Below are 17,380 nucleotides of genomic sequence, written 5' to 3'. Positions count from 1 at the left end.
CGTGCGGCGCATGCCCGCAGAGCTCCTGCTCCCGTCACCCTCCGTACCCGGTTCCCGTACGGCGTACTGGAGCCGGCTGCTGCCCCCGCTCGCGGCCCTGGCCTGCGCGACGAGGATCCCGTCCTTCACGCGCCCCCTCTGGAACCCGGACGAGGGCTATCTCGCCGTCCAGGCACGGCTGCTGGCGCACGGCGGGCAGCTCTACGAGACGGTCGTCGACCGCAAGCCGCCGTTCGTGCCGTGGCTGTACGAGGCCACGTTCGCGGTGACCGGCTCCGGCACGCTGGCCGGGGTGCGGGTCCTGGCGGTCCTGGCCCACCTCCTCACCGCCGCCCTGCTGGCCTCCCTCGCCCGCCGCCGCTGGGGCGACGCGTCCGGCCGTACCGCGGGTGTGCTGTACCTGCTGATCTCCGTCGGACTGAACCCCGAGGACGCGCAGGCCGCGACCTTCGAGGTGTTCCTGCTGCCCTGCACGGCCGCGGCCATGTGGTGCGCGGACCGGCGGCGCTGGGGCGCGGCGGGAACGGCGGTCGCGTGCGCCTTCCTCACCAAGCAGACGGGCGGGGCGGTGCTGCTGCCCGTGCTGTGGCTGTACGCCACCTCGGGCGCTAGGCGTGGTGGCCTGGGGCGGCTGGCCGCGGGGGCGGTGCTGCCGGTGCTGGGCGCGGCGCTGGCCACGAACCCGGTCGGCTTCCTGTTCTGGACGGTGACGGGCTCGGGCGCGTACGCGACCCTGACCGGCTCCGAACTCCACGTGCTGGCAAGAGGGTCGGTCAACACCGCGATCGTGTCGGTGGCCTGCGCGGGCCTCGTCGCGCCGGTCGTGCGGGCCCGGCGCGCGCCGACGGCCGATCTGTGGCTGTGGCTGCTCGCCTCGGCGGGAGCGGTGCTGCTCGGCCTGCACTTCTTCGGCCACTACTACCTCCAACTCCTCCCGGCGGTCGCGCTCCTGGCCACGGCGGCGCTCCGGGCGCTGCCGTCCGACCGCACGGTCACGGCGGTGCTCACGTCGGCCTGTGCGTGCGTGCTGTTCCTGACATGGGGTGCGCTGGCCCCTCGCCCCGACCTCGACCACGCCCGCCGGGTCGCGCAGGCGGTGTCGTCCCGCACGGCGCCGGGCGAGCCGGTCCTGATCTGGGGGATGCACCCGGAGACGTACTGGCTGGCCGACCGCGCCCCGGCCACCCGCTATCTGACGGCGGGTCTGCTGACGAACTACAGCGGGGGCCGGGACGGCGGGCGAGTGGGGGAGAGGTACGCGGTGCGGGGCGCGTGGACGGTGTTCCGGCGGGAGACGGAATCGGCGGTCCTGGTGGTGGACGACTCCAGCGGCAAGCCGTACGCACCGGAACGAGTGCGGGGCCTACGGCGGTTGTTGGCGGCGCGGTACGAGGAGGCGGGGACGGTGGACGGGGCGGTGCTGTATGTGAGACGGCGGTAGCGGGTGCGTTGCCGGGTGCGGGCCGGTGGGGGCTGGTCGCGCAGTTCCCCGTGCCCCTGAGGTACGTGCACCGGACCCGCCTTCAGGGGCGCACCGCGCGTCATGGTCGAACCGTGCGCGGTCCCGCCACCTCCGCCCCCAACTCCTCGACCCTCCGCCGAAGTTCACGATCCGCCGTCACCACGAGCACCGGCCGCTCGCCCGCCTCCGCCACCAACTCCACGATCCGGTCGTCCCCGCTCCCCGGCGCGGACTCCACCCGGACCCCCGGCACGGACTCCACGCCCCGCGCCGCTCCCTCCACCACCAGCACGATCTCCGCCGGCCCGGCCCGCCCCGGCACGCCGTCCGCCGCCAGCCGGTCCCGCAACCGCTCCGCCGCCCCCCGACGGTCCCGCCACCACCCGTCCGGCACCGAGCCGACGACGTTCGCGGCATCCACGACGACCAACAGCACGTCACTCATGCCCCCAGCGTCCCACGACCGGCCCACCCGAGGACGGCACCGACCGCCCGATTAGAGTGGAGCCGTGTCAATGGTCCGTACAGTGAACGGCGACTGGCTCATCCGCGCCCGCGACGGCCGGCTCGGCGTCTACGCCCTCCGCGACGAAGCGGTGTGGTGCAGGGCGGAGCGCCGACCGGGCGGCGACACCTGGCTGCCCTGGCGCAAGGTCGGCGGCGACCAGCGCCTGCACCCCGGGCTCGCTGTGGGACACGGCGCCGACGGCTACGCACACCTCGTCTCCTGGCGGCCCACCAAGGCCCAGGAGTCCGGCCTGGTGCACTCCACGCACTTCCGTGTCCACCTCGCCGCCCTCGACTGGAGCCCGCTCGGCCACCCCGACAAGGCCGGTGCCCGTACCGGCACACCCGCCGTGGCCGTCGACGCGGAGGGCCGGGCCCATGTCTTCGTCCGCAACCGCGGGGGCAGTGTGCGCGCCCTCATCCAGAAGGAGCGCGGCGGCTGGAACGCCTGGGCCGACCTCGGTGGGACCGGCGTGCACGAGCAACTGACCGCCGTGACAGGGGAGTCGGGCCGCGTCGAGCTGTTCGGCACCGACCCTGACGGCATCCTGCGCTGGCTCCAGACGGAGGCGGGCGCCCCTCCGGTGCCGGCCGACCCGCTTCCGGTGCGCGTCGAGCCGGGCACGCTCAGCGCCCTGCCCACCTCCAAGGAACACACCACCCTGTTCTTCGCGGACCCCGAGGGCATGCTCTACGCCTGGCGTCCGGACACCGAGCCCGCCCCTCTGCTTGCGGCGGCCGGGCCCGGCCCGGCCGCCCTGCTGCGCTGCACCCTGGAGGGCCACGACTGCACGGTGCTCGCCCAGCGTTCGGCCTCCGGCCGGGTCGCCTTCGCCGCCTGTCCGGCGGAGCAGGAGTCGGCGGGCCTGTGGTGGACGGAGTCGGGACCGCAGTTGCCGGCGGACACGGCGGTCGCCCTCGCCGAGGACGCCTCCGGCCGGGTCGTCGCGGCGACGGTGACCCCGGACGGGGAGCTCAGGATCGCCCGGCAGAAGGACGAGCCGGGACTGGCCCTGGCCGCCTGGCAGGAGGTCTGAGCGCCCGCCCGCCCCCGTCAGGTCCACCGTGAACGACAGAGGGCCCCCGCCGAGGCGGAGGCCCTCTCAACCTGCTGGGGAGTTACGCCGGAACCGACGCCACACCCGGAGCCAGGAACTTCTTGCCGTTCACGCGCTCGGAGACACCCTCGCGGTCCAGGTACGGCGTGATGCCGCCCAGGTGGAAGGGCCAGCCGGCGCCCGTGATCAGGCAGAGGTCGATGTCCTGCGCCTCGGCGACGACACCCTCGTCGAGCATGAGCCCGATCTCCTGGGCGACGGCGTCGAGGACGCGCTCGCGGACCTGCTCCTCGGACAGGACGACATCGCCCTGCTTGAGGAGCGCGGCGACCTCCGGGTCGAGCTCCGGCTTGCCGGAGTCGTAGACGTAGAAGCCGCGCTTGCCCGCCTTGACGACGGCCGCGAGGTTCGGGGAGACCGTGAAGCGGTCCGGGAAGGCCCGGTTGAGGGTCTCCGAGACGTGCAGACCGATCGCGGGACCGACCAGCTCCAGGAGAACGAGCGGGGACATCGGCAGGCCGAGCGGCTCCACCGCCTTCTCCGCCACGGCCACCGGGGTGCCCTCGTCGATGACGTTCTGGATCTCGCCCATGAAGCGGGTGAGGATGCGGTTGACGACGAACGCCGGGGCGTCCTTGACCAGTACCGCGGTCTTCTTCAGCTTCTTGGCGACGGCGAACGCCGTGGCCAGCGAGGCGTCGTCGGTCTGCTCACCGCGGACGATCTCCAGGAGCGGGAGGATCGCGACCGGGTTGAAGAAGTGGAAGCCCACGACCCGCTCGGGGTTCTTCAGCTTCGACGCCATCTCCGAGACGGAGAGCGAGGAGGTGTTGGTGGCGAGGATCGCGTGCGCCGGGGCGACCGCCTCGACCTCCGCGAACACCTGCTGCTTGACGCCGATCTCCTCGAAGACGGCCTCGATGATGAAGTCCGCGTCGGCGAAGCCCTCGGCCTTGTCCAGCACGCCGGTGACCAGGGCCTTGAGGCGGTTGGCCTTGTCCTGGTTGATACGGCCCTTGCCGAGCAGCTTCTCGATCTCGGCGTGGACGTAGCCCACACCCTTGTCGACGCGCTCCTGGTCGATGTCGGTCAGCACGACCGGCACCTCAAGGCGGCGCAGGAAGAGCAGCGCGAGCTGGGAGGCCATGAGGCCGGCGCCCACGACGCCCACCTTGGTGACCGGGCGGGCCAGGTTCTTGTCCGGGGCACCGGCGGGGCGCTTGCCGCGCTTCTGTACCAGGTTGAACGCGTAGATGCCGGAGCGCAGTTCGCCACCCATGATCAGGTCGGCGAGGGCCTGGTCCTCGGCGTCGTAGCCCTGCTGGAGGTCGCCGTTCTTCGCGGCCTCGATGATGTCCAGGGCGCGGTAGGCGGCCGGAGCGGCCCCGTGCACCTTGGAGTCCGCGACGAAACGGCCCTTGGCGACGGCCTGGTCCCAGGCCTCACCGCGGTCGATCGCCGGACGCTCGACGACGATCTCGCCCTTGAGGACGGACGCCGTCCACAGCAGGGACTGCTCCAGGAAGTCCGCGCCCTCGAACAGCGCGTCGGCGATGCCCAGTTCGTAGACCTGGGCGCCCCCCAGCTGCTTGTTCTGGTTGAGGGAGTTCTCGATGATCACCGAGACGGCCTTCTCGGCGCCGATCAGGTTCGGCAGCAGGGTGCAGCCGCCCCAGCCGGGCACCAGGCCGAGGAAGACCTCGGGCAGCGAGAAGGCGGGCAGGGCCGCGGACACCGTGCGGTACTGGCAGTGCAGACCGACCTCGACGCCACCGCCCATCGCGGCACCGTTGTAGTACGCGAAGGTCGGCACCGCGATGCCCGCGAGGCGCTTGAAGACCTCGTGGCCGCCCTTGCCGATGGCCAGCGCGTCCTTGTGCTCCTTGAGGAGCTCGACGCCCTTGAGGTCGGCGCCGACGGCGAAGATGAACGGCTTGCCGGTGATGCCGACACCGACGATCTCGCCGGCCGACGCCTCCTTCTCCACCTGGTCGATGGCGGTGTTCAGGTTCGCCAGCGAGGCCGGGCCGAAGGTGGTCGGCTTGGTGTGGTCGAAGCCGTTGTCCAGCGTGATCAGGGCGAAGCGGCCCGCGTTGAACGGCAGATCCAGGTGACGTACGTGCGCCTGGGTGACGACCTCGTCCGGGAACAGCTCGGCCGCACCCTTCAAAAGCTCCGTGGTGCTCACTTGCTGCCTCCGGCGTCCTTGTGGTTCGGGTTCTCCCAGATGACCGTCGCGCCCATGCCGAAGCCGACGCACATGGTGGTCAGGCCGTAGCGGACCTCGGGCTGCTCCTCGAACTGGCGGGCCAGCTGCGTCATCAGCCGGACGCCGGAGGAGGCCAGCGGGTGGCCGTACGCGATGGCGCCGCCGTACTGGTTGACGCGGGCGTCGTCGTCCGCGATGCCGTAGTGCTCCAGGAAGGCGAGGACCTGGACCGCGAAGGCCTCGTTGATCTCGAACAGGCCGATGTCGGAGATGGAAAGGCCCGCCTGCGCGAGGGCCTTCTCCGTGGCCGGGATCGGGCCGTAGCCCATGACCTCGGGCTCGACACCCGCGAAGGAGTACGAGACCAGGCGCATCTTGACCGGCAGGTCGTTCTCGCGGGCGAAGTCCTCGGAGGCGATGAGGGAGGCGGTGGCGCCGTCGTTCAGACCGGCCGCGTTGCCGGCGGTGACCCGCCCGTGCACACGGAACGGCGTCTTCAGCCCGGACAGGTTCTCCAGGGTGGTGCCCGGACGCATCGGCTCGTCGGCGGTCACGAGGCCCCAGCCGGTCTCACCGGCCTCCGGGTTGGTGCGGCGTACCGAGATCGGCACCAGGTCGGCCTGGATCTTGCCGTTGGCGTAGGCCTTGGCGGCCTTCTCCTGGGAGCGCACGGCGTACTCGTCGGCGCGCTGCTTGGTGATCGTCGGGTACCGGTCGTGCAGGTTCTCGGCGGTCATGCCCATGAACAGGGCGGACTCGTCGACCAGCTTCTCGCTCACGAACCGCGGGTTCGGGTCCACGCCCTCGCCCATGGGGTGGCGGCCCATGTGCTCGACACCACCGGCGATGGCGATGTCGTACGCCCCGAAGGCCACGGAACCGGCCACCGTGGTGACGGCGGTCAGCGCGCCGGCGCACATGCGGTCGATGGAGTAACCGGGCACGGACTGCGGCAGACCGGCGAGGATCCCCGCCGTACGGCCGATGGTGAGGCCCTGGTCACCGATCTGCGTGGTCGCGGCGATGGCGACCTCGTCGATCTTCTTCGGGTCGAGACCCGGGTTGCGGCGCAGCAGCTCCCGGATCGCCTTCACGACGAGGTCGTCGGCGCGGGTCTCGTGGTAGATGCCCTTCGGGCCCGCCTTGCCGAACGGGGTGCGGACGCCGTCGACGAAGACGACGTCCCTGACGGTACGAGGCACGATGGCTCTCCTCCAGATGCGGGATCTGCACTGCTGCGATGCGCTGAGCGCGCGCTCAGGACCCATGCTACTTATGAGTAACGTGACTGCCCACCCCTGGAGGCGGGAGCGGCGAAGGTCACACCGCGGGAGGCGCCGTGGAGCCCCTCGGTGTCAGCACCGGAGTGGGCACGGGATGCGATCCCGGTCCCTCCCCGGTGATCACCCCGAACAGCGTACGAGCCGCCTCCGCGCCGAACCCGTGCACGTCGTGGCTCATCGCGGAGAGCGTGGGGTGGGTGAGCCGGCACAGCTGCGAGTCGTCCCACGCGAGCAGCGAGACATCGCGCGGGACGTGCAGCCCCATCTCGGCCGCGACCGACAGGCCGGCCACCGCCATGATGTCGTTGTCGTAGACGATCGCGGTGGGCCGGTCGCTCGGCGGGGCGGTCAGCAGGGACCGGGTGGCCCGCCCTCCGGCCTCTCCCGAGTAGTCGGTGGTCACCTGCCAGGCGCCCGCAAGGCCGAGCCCCCGCGCCGCGTCGTCGAACGCGGCCGTCCGCATCGCCGTGTGCCCGAGCGCCGCCGCACCCCCCACCCGGGCGATCCGCCGGTGTCCCAGCGCCGCCAGATACCGCACGGCCTCCGTCACGGCGGTGGCGTCGTCGGTCCACACGGAGGTGAGGCCGCCGGTGAACGACGGATGCCCTACGGCCACCACGGGCATCCCCAGCCGTTCGGCCGCCGCGACGCGCGGGTCGTCGGCGCGGAAGTCGACCAGGATCGACCCCCCGGCCTGCCGTCCCCGCCACCACGACTCCTGGAGCCCGACCTCCTCCTCCACGTTCCGCACGAGCCGCAGCAGCAGCGAGCAGTTCCGCTCGATCAGCACGCTCTCCACCCCCGACACGAACTCCATGTAGAAGGGTTCGAGGCCCAGCAGCCGGGCCGGCCGGCAGATCGCGAGACCCACCACGTCCACCCGCGACCCGGCCAGCGTCCGTGCCGTGAGGTTCGGCGCCCAGCCCAGCTCCCGAGCGGCCCGGAAGATCCGCTCCCGGGTCGCCTCCGACAGCCCCGGCTTGTGGTTGAAGGCGAGCGACACGGCCCCCTTGGACACCCCGGCGCGCGCGGCGACCTCCTTGATGGTGACGCGCGAGGCCGGCTGGGCTGTCATCGGCTGGGCTCCAGGCAGTACAGGGCGGACCGGGCGGCATCCGCGTCAGGAGTCTCCCAGCCCCGCACCCCGATGGTCACCCGCTCCCCGGGCAACAACGTCACCAGCCCCCGGTCGGCCCGCGCCCCCGGAATCCAGCCGGTCCGCCTGAAGCAACAGATCCCGTACGAGGGTGTGCGCGGTCACCGTCACGGCACCCGGCGCCACCGAGACGTCGAACTCGGGCCGGGGACAGGGGATTTCACGGTCGGGGGAGGGGAAGTGCAGGGCCCGCAGCCCGTCCGCGTCGGCCACCAGGAACTCCTTCGGCCCGACCGGATCCAGCTCGTCCGGCACGGCCACCTCGACAACAGCCCGCCGCTTCGCCCGGAACTCCACGTCCGCCTCGCCGATCACCGCCCCCTCGACCGACATCCGGCGCAGCCGCACGCTCCCCTTCCACTCCTCGGCCGCCTGGTTGACCACGGCCACCACCCGCTCCGGCCCCCGCACCTGAACCGTCAGCAACCGGTCCGCGTACAGTCGCCGCAGCTCGTGATAGAGCGGCTTCTCCCGGCCGTCGCCGTCCACCGCCGCCCACGAGGTCACCGGCCAGCAGTCGTTGAGCTGCCACACCACCGTGCCCGCGCACACCGGCCAGTGCGACCGCCAGTGCTCGATCCCGGCGGCCACGGCCCGCGCCTGGTTGACCTGCGTGAGGTAGTGCCAGCGGTCGAAGTCCCCCTCGGGGAAAGCGAAATGGTGCTCCAGGCCCCGCCGGAGCTTGCCGTTGCCGTCGTCCGCCTTCTGGTGGTGCAGCACCCCGGGGGAGTCCGCCGCGAGCTCCTCCCCGGGCAGCGCACGCGCGAGCGTGGCGTACGCGGGCGGTGCCTGCCAGCCGAACTCGGCCACGAACCGCGGGACGTCGTCGCGATACCCGGCGTAGTCGAGACGGTTCCACACCTCCCACGAGTGGTGCGTCCCGTGCGCCGGGTCGTTCGGGTGGTGCTCCCACGACCCGGACCAGGGACTGCCCGCCGAGTACGGACGCGTGGGGTCCAACTCGGCCACCACTCGCGGCAGTACGCCCAGGTAGTACCCCTCGCCCCAGGAGTCCCCGGCGAGCCGCGCCTCCCAGCCCCAGTCCCTAAAGCCCCACAGGTTCTCGTTGTTGCCGTTCCACAGCACGAGCGAGGGGTGCGGCATCAGGCGTACGACGTTCTCCCGGGCCTCCGCCTCCACCTCGCCCCTGAGCGGCTGCTCCTCCGGATAGGCCGCGCACGCGAACGGGAAGTCCTGCCACACCAGCAGCCCCAACTCGTCGCAGGCGTCGTAGAAGTCCTCGCTCTCGTAGATTCCCCCGCCCCAGATCCGCACGAGGTCGACGCCCGCGTCGGCCGCCTGTCCGAGCCGCTCCCGGTACCGCTCACGCGTGATCCGGGAGGGGAACACGTCGTCCGGGATCCAGTTCACGCCGCGCGCGAAGAGCCGCTCGCCGTTCAGGACGAACGTGAACCCCGTGCCGTGCTCATCGGCCGACCGGTCCAGCCCGACGGTCCGAAAGCCCACCCGGCGCCGCCACACATCGAGTGGGCGGCCCTCGTGCAGCAGCGTCAACTCCACGTCGTACAGCGGCTGTTCACCGTACCCGCGCGGCCACCACAGCCGCGCGTCCGGCACCTCCAGCCGTACCCTCCCCGAGGTCCCGTCGATCGCGGCGCGCGCCCGCACCCCGCCCACGGAAGCCTCCACCGACAGTGGCGCCTCGACCCTGGTCCGCTCCACCTCGACCGCCAACTCGACGATGCCCACGCTCCGTTCGACGGTCACCAGCGGCCGCACCCGCGCGATCCGGGCCGTCGACCACCGCTCCAGGCGGACCGGCCGCCAGATCCCGGCCGTCACCAGCGTGGGCCCCCAGTCCCAGCCGAACGAGCAGGCCATTTTCCGGAGGTACTGGTACGGCTCGGCGTACGCGGCGGGCCGCTCGCCCACCTTCCCGCGCACCGCCTCGGCCTCGGCGTACGCGGAGACGAACCGCACCGCGAGCCGCCCGGACATGCCGGTCACGTCGAAGCGGTACGAGCGGTGCATGTTCCGCGTCCGGCCCAGGAGCCGGCCGTCCAGCAGGACCTCGGCCACGGTGTCCAGGCCGTCGAAGACGAGGTCGGTCTGCTCATGCCCGTTCACGGGCGCGAGGTCCCTCTCGTAGGTCCACTCCCGCCGTCCCACCCACGCGACCTCGGTCTCGTTGCGTCCGAGGAAGGGGTCCGGGATCACCCCCGCAGCCAGCAGATCGGTGTGCACACAGCCCGGCACCACGGCCGGCAGCGCGCCCCCCTCGTGCCGCAGGAGCCATCCCTCGGTGAGCGGTGTGGCCTGAAGCATGTACACACTCCCTAAACCGATTAAGTCCAGCGCTGCGAACACTTTCCGGAAGCACTGCCATCGTTGGCGGGATAGGGACTTTACCGGTCAAGAAAACGTTGTCAGAGTACCGAACCAGCCAACCCGCTCGTGCTCGTCCGTCCCGTGAACGGAGCTGATGCACATGAACCGCCGTACAGCCCTGGCCCTGGCCGTGGGAACCGCCCTGCTGATCCCCGGGTGCACCGGCACCGGAGGCTCGTCGAAGGGGGCCGACGCCAAGGCTGCTGACGACCCGTCAAAAGTCACCGGCACCATCAAGGTCCTCACCGTCCGCACCGACCTCGTGCAGGACGGCACGATGAAGAAGTACGCCGCCGAGTTCAACAAGACGTATCCCAAGGTCAAGGTCGAGTTCGAGGCCCTCACGAACTACGAGGCCGAGGTCAAGATCCGGATGAACACCGAGAACTACGGTGACGTCCTGCTGATCCCCGCGGTCATCAAGAAGGCCGACTACCCGAGGTTCTTCGCCTCGCTGGGCACCGCGGCCGAGCGCGGCAGGAAGTACCGCTTCACCGACTACACCACCGTCGACGGCAAGGTCTACGGACAGAGCCCGATCGGCGTGGCCCCCGGGTTCGTGTACAACAAGCGGATCTGGAAGGAGGCCGGGGTCACCGCATGGCCCACCACCCCGGCCGAGTTCATCGCCGACCTCAAGGCCATCAAGGCGAAGACCGACGCGACCCCGTACTACACCAACTTCGCGGCCGGCTGGACGCTCACCTCATGGACGTACGTCGACGGCGCCGTCCACTGCGACCCGCAGGCCACCACCAAGCTCGCCGAGGGCGACCCGTGGGCGAAGGGCGCCGACCTGCGCGTCGGCGACACCCTGCTCCACGACATCGTGAAGGCCGGCCTGGTCGAGAAGGACCCCACCACCAGCAACTGGGAGGAGTCCAAGCCCCGTACCGCCAAGGGCGAGATCGCCACGCAGTGGCTCGGCACCTGGGCGATCGTGCAGTTCCGGGACGCCGCCCAGAAGGCCGGGGTGAACCCCGACGACATCGGCTTCATGCCCTTCCCCTCGCAGACGAACGGCAAGTTCTGCGCGACCGTGGCGCCGGACTACAACCAGGCCGTCAACGTCCACTCGAAGCACAAGGAGGCCGCCCGCGCCTGGATCGACTGGTTCACCGACAAGTCCACGTACGGGCGGGACAACCTGGCCATCTCGCCATTGAAGAACGCCTCCATGCCCGAGGTCCTCAAGCCGTACGAGGAGCAGGGCGTGAAGCTCATCGAGGTGGACGACTCCCAGGGCGCCCGGGTCAAGCAGCTCGACAGCGACTCGGAGGTCGGGATCTACGCCCCGGAGTACCGCCAGAACCTCGTCGATCTCGCCCGCGGGGCCCGCAAGGGCAGCCTCGACGGCTTCCTCGGCGACCTCAGCAAGCGCTGGACGGACGCCCGGAAGAACCTGGGGTCCTGATGACGGACACGACACAGAAGGCGGCCGTGGAGGTGACCCCGGCCGCCCCCGTCCCGGCGCCCGCCTCGCGCCGGACCCGTGCCTGGCGGGGCGTCACCCCCTGGCTGTTCCTGATCGCCCCGCTCGCGCTGCTGATCACCTTCACCTACGCGCCGATCGTCAACATGCTCGCGTACAGCTTCACCGACTGGGACGGCGTCAGCCCCGTCCTGCACTACACGGGCACGGAGAACTACCAGGAGGTCTTCACCCGCCCGGATCTCTTCGAGGTCTTCTGGGTGAGCGGTTACTACCTCGCCGCCTCCGCGGTCCAGATCGTGCTCGCGCTCTACTTCGCGACGGTCCTGAGCTTCGACGTCCGCTTCCGGAACTTCTTCAAGGGCGTGCTCTTCTTCCCGTACCTGATCAACGGGGTCGCGATCGGGTTCGTGTTCCTGTACTTCTTCCAGGACGGCGGCACCCTCGACTCGGTGCTGAGCCTGCTCGGCGTCCACACCGACCACGCCTGGCTCGGCACCCCGGCCTCCGCGAACACCTCGCTGGCCGGCGTCTCCGTCTGGCGCTACCTGGGCCTGAACTTCGTCCTCTTCCTGGGCGCGATCCAGTCCATCCCGGGGGAGCTGTACGAGGCGGCCGAGCTGGACGGCGCGGGCCGCTGGCACCAGTTCCGCCACATCATCGCGCCGGGCATCAAACCGGTCCTGACGCTGACGGTGATCCTCTCGATCTCCGGCTCGCTCTCGGTCTTCGAGATCCCGTACATCATGACCGGCGGCGCGACCGGCACCGAGACCTTCGTGATCCAGACGGTCAACCTGGCCTTCCGCTTCAACAAGACGGGCCTGGCCTCGGCGGCCGCCGTCGTCCTCCTGCTGATCATCCTGCTGGTGACCTGGGTGCAGCGGCGCCTGGTCCCCGACGACAAGGTGGACCTCGTATGACCCGCCGTACGCTCACCCGCGCCCTGGTCCACCTGTCGCTGCTCGCCGCGACGGTGGTCGTCCTGCTCCCGCTCGTCGTCGTCCTGCTCACCTCCCTCAAGTCGGAGAAGGAGATGGCGAACACGAGCGGGGCCCTCGACCTTCCGGACGACCCGCTGAACTTCCACAACTACGTGGCGGCCTTCCAGGACGGAAGGATGCTCTCCGCCTTCACCAACACGGCGATCATCCTGCTGGTCTCGGTCGGCGGCACGGTGCTCATCGGCTCGATGACGGCCTACGCCATCGACCGCTTCACCTTCCGCTTCAAGAAGCTGGTGGTGGCGCTCTTCCTGACGGCCGCGCTGGTCCCCGGCGTCACCACCCAGGTGGCGACCTTCCAGATCGTCAACAGCTTCGGCATGTTCGACTCGCTGTGGGCGCCGATCGTCCTCTACATGGGCACGGACATCGTCTCGATCTACATCTTCCTGCAGTTCGTCCGCTCGATCCCGATCTCCCTGGACGAATCGGCCCGCCTGGACGGCGCCAACGCCTTCACGATCTACCGGAAGATCATTTTCCCGCTGCTGAAACCGGCGACGGCGACCGTGGTGATCGTGAAGGGCATCACGGTCTACAACGACTTCTACATCCCGTTCCTCTACATGCCCTCGGAAGATCTTGGCGTGATCTCGACGTCGCTGTTCCGCTTCAAGGGCCCGTACGCGGCCCACTGGGAGGTCATTTCGGCGGGAGCGGTCCTGGTGATCCTGCCCACGCTCATCGTCTTCCTGTCGTTGCAGCGCTTCATCTACAACGGCTTCATGCGAGGAGCGACCAGATGACCTGCCGGGGCCGCGGCTAGGCGGACAGCGCGGCCACCAACACAGGAGTCACCTGCTCAACCTGCCAGGCCCGAGCGCCGTAACCGGCCAGCGCCGCCCCGACCGACTCCGCACTCACCACACCCGGCGGCTCCCAGCAGACCCGCCGCACGGTGTCCGGAGTGATCAGGTTCTCCTGAGGCATGTTCAGGGTCTCGGCCAACGCGGACACCGCCGCCCGCGCCGCGGACAACCGAGCCGCAGCCGCGGGATCCTTGTCGGCCCAGGCGCGCGGCGGCGGAGGTCCCGTCACCGACTGCCCTGGCTGCGGCAGCTGCGCCTCTGCCAGGGCCCTGGCCCGGTCGACGGCCGCCTGCCACTGCTCCAGCTGCCGCCGTCCCGTCCGGTGCCCGAACCCGTTCAGCGCGGCCAGCGCGTGCACGTTGACCGGCAGGGCCAGCGCCGCCTCGACGATCGCCGCGTCGGACAGCACCTTGCCCGGCGACACGTCCCGCCGCTGGGCGATCCGGTCCCGCGCCTCCCACAGCTCGCGCACGACGGCCAGCTGCCGCCGCCGCCGTACCTTGTGCATCCCGGAGGTCCGGCGCCAGGGATCCTTGCGCGGCTCGGCGGGCGGGGCGGAGGCGATCGCGTCGAACTCCTGAAGCGCCCACTCCAGCTTCCCCTGCCGGTCGAGCTCCTTCTCCAGCGCGTCCCGCAGGTCGACGAGAAGCTCCACGTCGAGGGCGGCGTAGCGCAGCCACGGCTCGGGCAGCGGACGGGTCGACCAGTCGACGGCCGAGTGCCCCTTCTCCAGGACGAAGCCGAGCACTCCCTCGACCATCGCGCCGAGCCCGACCCGGGGGAACCCGGCGATCCGCCCGGCCAGCTCGGTGTCGAAGAGACGCGAGGGGATCATGCCTATCTCGCGCAGACACGGAAGATCCTGTGTGGCGGCGTGCAGCACCCACTCGGCACCGGAGAGCGCCTCGCCGAGACCCGAGAGATCGGGACAGGCCACGGGGTCGATCAGCGCGGTCCCCGCGCCCGCGCGGCGCAGCTGCACGAGATACGCGCGCTGTCCGTAGCGGTAGCCGGACGCCCGCTCGGCGTCGACGGCGACGGGGCCGGAGCCCGCGGCGAAGGCGGCGATCACCTCGGCGAGCGCGTCCTCGTCGGCGATCACGGGCGGAATGCCCTCGCGCGGCTCCAGCAGGGGGATCGGAGCCTCCGCGACAGAAGATCCGCCGTCGTCCGGAGGGCCGCCTCCGGTGGTTCGCAGTGAAACGTCTGCTGCGGTCTCTTGGGCGTCGGTCACATGTCAAGGGTATCTGTGTATGGACAGCGCCTGCCGACGGAACGTTCCGTCAGCAGGCGCCTGGGGGTCGTAAACCAGTCAGCCCGGTGAAAGCTCTGGTTCACGTCCGTGAACAGTGAGGCTCGGACGGAGCCTCAGTGGATGATGCCGGTACGGAGAGCCACCGCCACCATGCCGGCGCGGTCTCCCGTGCCGAGCTTGCGGGCGATCCGGGCGAGGTGGCTCTTGACGGTCAGTGCGGACAGGCCCATCGAGACGCCGATCGCCTTGTTGGACTGCCCTTCGGCCACCAGCCGCAGCACCTCGACCTCACGGCCGGAGAGCTCGCGGTAGCCGCCCGGGTGGCTCGGGGCACCCGGGGGGCGGCGGTGCATACGGGCGGCGGCGGCGCCGATGGGGGCGGCTCCCGGTCGGGTGGGGAGCCCGAGGTTGGTCCGGGTGCCGGTGACGACATAGCCCTTGACTCCGCCCGCGAGGGCGTTGCGTACGGCGCCGATGTCGTCGGCCGCGGAGAGGGCGAGCCCGTTGGGCCAGCCCGCGGCGCGGGTTTCCGACAGCAGGGTCAGGCCGGAGCCGTCGGGGAGATGGACCTCGGCGACGCAGATGTCTCTGGGACTGCCGATACGGGGACGGGCCTCCGCAACGGACGAGGCCTCGATGACATCGCGCACACCGAGCGCCCAGAGGTGACGGGTGACGGTGGAGCGGACGCGCGGGTCGGCCACGACCACCATGGCGGTGGGCTTGTTCGGGCGATAGGCGACCAGGCTTGCGGGCTGCTCGAGGAGAACGGACACCGGGCCTCCTGGGGTGCGGGACGGCTTGGAAGGTCACAGACGTCTTCGGCACCGAACCCGGCGTCCTTTAGAGAATGATCACGATCTAGTGAGTAACAATTAGTGCAATTCGGACGTACGGTCGATCGTTCGGTGAACATATCGGTTCGTTCGATGACTCACTCCTGACTGAAAGTGGCCGTATCGACAAATTGATGCTCCATGTGGGTGGACGGCACGGCTGGTCAGGCAGGGGTCAGCGCGCTTGCGGGTCCCGCCGCTGCGGCAACGTCACCACCGAAGCGTCACCCGGCCCGGCCGGCGGGAGGCCCGCGACCTGGGACAGCAGGTCGCACCAGGAGGCCAGGTGCCCCGCCGTGTCCGGCACCCCGCCCAGGCCCTCACGGGGCGTCCACGAGGCCCGGATCTCGATCTGCGAGGCCGCGGGGCGCTCGGACAGACCGCCGAAGTAGTGCGAGCTCGCGCGCGTGACGGTGCCGCTCGGTTCGCCGTACGACAGCCCGCGCGCCGAGAGCGCGCCGGTCAGCCACGACCAGCAGACCTCGGGCAGCAGCGGGTCGGCGGCCATCTCCGGCTCCAGCTCCGCGCGCACCAGCGTCACCAGCCGGAAGGTGCCCCGCCAGGCGTCATGGCCGTCCGGGTCGTGCAACAGCACGAGCCGCCCGTCGGCGAGGTCCTGGTCGCCGTCGACGACGGTCGCCTCCAACGCGTACGCGTGCGGGGCGAGCCGCTGGGGAGCCCGGGTCGGCTCGATCTCGATCTGCGGCCGCAGCCGACTGCCGCGCAGGGCCTGAACCGCGGCCTGGAAGGCCGGCGGAGCCGCACCGCTCCCATCCCGGTCACTCCCCTTCGCGTCGTCCATTCCGCCCGTGTCGTCCGACAGTCGTCCCTGTGCCGCAGCCATGCCGGAAGGTTAAGGGGAACGGGGGCCCGGTGCGGGCCTAGACACCCTGACTGGGCTCCATGCCCACACAGACACCGCGCATCGGGCACGCATCGCACCGTGCGAGACTTTCCGACGTGAGTGCACACCAGACGCCGCCGCCGGCCACGTACGAATCCGCCTTCCTCAAGGCCTGCCGGCGCGAACCCGTGCCGCACACCCCCGTGTGGTTCATGCGCCAGGCCGGGCGCTCGCTGCCCGAGTACCGCAAGGTGCGCGAGGGCATCCCGATGCTCGAGTCCTGCGCGCGGCCCGACCTGGTCGCCGAGATCACGCTTCAGCCGGTGCGCCGGCACAACGTGGACGCGGCGATCTACTACAGCGACATCGTCGTCCCGCTCAAGGCCATCGGCATCGACCTCGACATCAAGCCCGGCGTCGGCCCGGTCGTCGAGCGCCCGATCCGCACCCGCGCCGACCTGGCCCAGCTGCGCGACCTCACCCCCGAGGACGTCTCCTACGTCACCGAGGCCATCGGCCTGCTCACCCGGGAGCTCGGCCCGACCCCCCTCATCGGTTTCGCGGGCGCGCCTTTCACCCTCGCGAGTTACCTCGTCGAGGGCGGCCCGTCCCGCACGTACGAGAACGCCAAGTCGATGATGTACGGCGACCCCGAGCTGTGGGCCGACCTCCTCGACCGCCTCGCCGAGATCACCGCCGCCTTCCTGAAGGTCCAGATCGAGGCCGGCGCCTCCGCCGTCCAGCTCTTCGACTCCTGGGCCGGCGCCCTCGCCCCCGCCGACTACCGCCGCTCGGTGCTGCCCGCCTCCGCGAAGGTCTTCAAGGCGGTCGAGGGATACGGCGTCCCGCGCATCCACTTCGGCGTCGGCACCGGTGAGCTGCTGCGGCTCATGGGCGAGGCCGGCGCGGACGTCGTCGGCGTCGACTGGCGCGTCCCGCTCGACGAGGCGGCCCGCCGCGTCGGCCCCGGCAAGGCGCTCCAGGGCAACCTCGACCCGACGGTCCTGTTCGCCTCCACGGAGGCCGTCGAGGCCAAGACCCGCGAGGTCCTGGACTCCGCCGAGGGCCTGGAGGGCCATGTCTTCAACCTGGGCCACGGCGTGATGCCGTCCACCGACCCGGACGCGCTGACCCGCCTCGTCGAGTACGTCCACACGCAGACGGCCCGATAGGCCG

General features: G+C 70.9%; 13 protein-coding genes and 1 pseudogene. 6 read left to right on the top strand and 8 right to left on the bottom strand.

Going from position 1 to position 17,380, the window contains the following annotated elements:
- Positions 1 to 10 precede the first annotated feature (10 nt).
- Entirely contained in the window at positions 11 to 1,441 is a 1,431-nt protein-coding gene (locus tag RKD20_RS10820; protein WP_424877545.1) for an ArnT family glycosyltransferase, read from the top strand.
- Positions 1,442 to 1,541: 100 nt separating this feature from the next.
- On the opposite strand, the gene RKD20_RS10815 is transcribed toward RKD20_RS10820, so the two are convergent.
- Positions 1,542 to 1,907 (bottom strand): NTP pyrophosphohydrolase, encoded by a 366-nt coding sequence (locus RKD20_RS10815; RefSeq protein ID WP_424877544.1) that lies wholly within the window; start codon positions 1,905 to 1,907, stop codon positions 1,542 to 1,544.
- A 70-nt stretch (positions 1,908 to 1,977) separates the two neighbouring features.
- Between RKD20_RS10815 and RKD20_RS10810 the strand changes: the two genes are divergently transcribed.
- Positions 1,978 to 3,006: a hypothetical protein gene (locus RKD20_RS10810; protein WP_424877543.1), complete on the top strand. Its 1,029-nt coding sequence runs from the start codon at positions 1,978 to 1,980 to the stop codon at positions 3,004 to 3,006.
- An 82-nt stretch (positions 3,007 to 3,088) separates the two neighbouring features.
- Here RKD20_RS10810 and RKD20_RS10805 read toward each other — a convergent pair whose 3' ends face one another.
- The 4 genes and pseudogenes from RKD20_RS10805 to RKD20_RS10790 form a co-directional block, all read right to left on the bottom strand.
- Positions 3,089 to 5,215 carry a 3-hydroxyacyl-CoA dehydrogenase NAD-binding domain-containing protein gene (locus RKD20_RS10805; protein ID WP_424877542.1) on the bottom strand — a complete coding sequence of 709 codons (2,127 nt, stop codon included), beginning with the start codon at positions 5,213 to 5,215 and terminating at the stop codon, positions 3,089 to 3,091.
- A complete protein-coding gene (locus RKD20_RS10800) occupies positions 5,212 to 6,438 on the bottom strand; it encodes a thiolase family protein (protein ID WP_037720402.1) in 1,227 nt (408 codons plus the stop codon). The genes RKD20_RS10805 and RKD20_RS10800 overlap by 4 nt, the downstream gene beginning before the upstream one ends.
- A gap of 118 nt (positions 6,439 to 6,556) precedes the next feature.
- Positions 6,557 to 7,594, bottom strand: coding sequence for a LacI family DNA-binding transcriptional regulator (locus tag RKD20_RS10795; protein WP_424877541.1), 1,038 nt, complete (start codon positions 7,592 to 7,594; stop codon positions 6,557 to 6,559).
- A pseudogene (locus RKD20_RS10790) lies at positions 7,591 to 9,961 on the bottom strand (glycoside hydrolase family 2 protein). Before RKD20_RS10790 ends, RKD20_RS10795 begins: the two are co-directional and overlap by 4 nt.
- Positions 9,962 to 10,124: 163 nt before the next feature.
- Between RKD20_RS10790 and RKD20_RS10785 the strand changes: the two are divergent.
- From RKD20_RS10785 to RKD20_RS10775, 3 genes are read left to right on the top strand one after another with little or no spacing between them, the layout of a single operon-like run.
- Positions 10,125 to 11,438: an extracellular solute-binding protein gene (locus tag RKD20_RS10785; protein WP_424877540.1), complete on the top strand. Its 1,314-nt coding sequence runs from the start codon at positions 10,125 to 10,127 to the stop codon at positions 11,436 to 11,438.
- A complete protein-coding gene (locus tag RKD20_RS10780; RefSeq protein WP_424877539.1) occupies positions 11,438 to 12,379 on the top strand; it encodes a carbohydrate ABC transporter permease in 942 nt (313 codons plus the stop codon). Before RKD20_RS10785 ends, RKD20_RS10780 begins: the two co-directional genes overlap by 1 nt.
- On the top strand, positions 12,376 to 13,206 hold the full coding sequence (locus RKD20_RS10775) for a carbohydrate ABC transporter permease (RefSeq protein ID WP_424877538.1): 831 nt from the start codon (positions 12,376 to 12,378) through the stop codon (positions 13,204 to 13,206). Before RKD20_RS10780 ends, RKD20_RS10775 begins: the two co-directional genes overlap by 4 nt.
- 16 nt (positions 13,207 to 13,222) lie before the next feature.
- Here RKD20_RS10775 and RKD20_RS10770 read toward each other — a convergent pair whose 3' ends face one another.
- The 3 genes from RKD20_RS10770 to RKD20_RS10760 all read right to left on the bottom strand — a co-directional run bounded on the left by RKD20_RS10770 (position 13,223) and on the right by RKD20_RS10760 (position 16,204).
- Positions 13,223 to 14,503, bottom strand: coding sequence for an HRDC domain-containing protein (locus tag RKD20_RS10770; RefSeq protein ID WP_424877537.1), 1,281 nt, complete (start codon positions 14,501 to 14,503; stop codon positions 13,223 to 13,225).
- 134 nt (positions 14,504 to 14,637) lie between these two features.
- Complete coding sequence (locus tag RKD20_RS10765) at positions 14,638 to 15,300, bottom strand: helix-turn-helix transcriptional regulator (RefSeq protein WP_031044887.1); 663 nt, start codon at positions 15,298 to 15,300, stop codon at positions 14,638 to 14,640.
- A gap of 235 nt (positions 15,301 to 15,535) precedes the next feature.
- Positions 15,536 to 16,204 carry a DUF3000 domain-containing protein gene (locus RKD20_RS10760; RefSeq protein WP_424877536.1) on the bottom strand — a complete coding sequence of 223 codons (669 nt, stop codon included), beginning with the start codon at positions 16,202 to 16,204 and terminating at the stop codon, positions 15,536 to 15,538.
- A 116-nt stretch (positions 16,205 to 16,320) separates the two neighbouring features.
- Here RKD20_RS10760 and hemE point away from each other — a divergent pair, with 116 nt between their 5' ends.
- Complete coding sequence (hemE, locus tag RKD20_RS10755; protein ID WP_424877535.1) at positions 16,321 to 17,376, top strand: uroporphyrinogen decarboxylase; 1,056 nt, start codon at positions 16,321 to 16,323, stop codon at positions 17,374 to 17,376.
- The last annotated feature ends 4 nt before the right edge of the window (positions 17,377 to 17,380 follow it).

The organism is Streptomyces sp. SLBN-8D4 (assembly GCF_049739545.1).
Taxonomy (GTDB): domain Bacteria; phylum Actinomycetota; class Actinomycetes; order Streptomycetales; family Streptomycetaceae; genus Streptomyces; species Streptomyces canus_C.
This window is presented reverse-complemented; position numbering and strand designations above follow the sequence as displayed.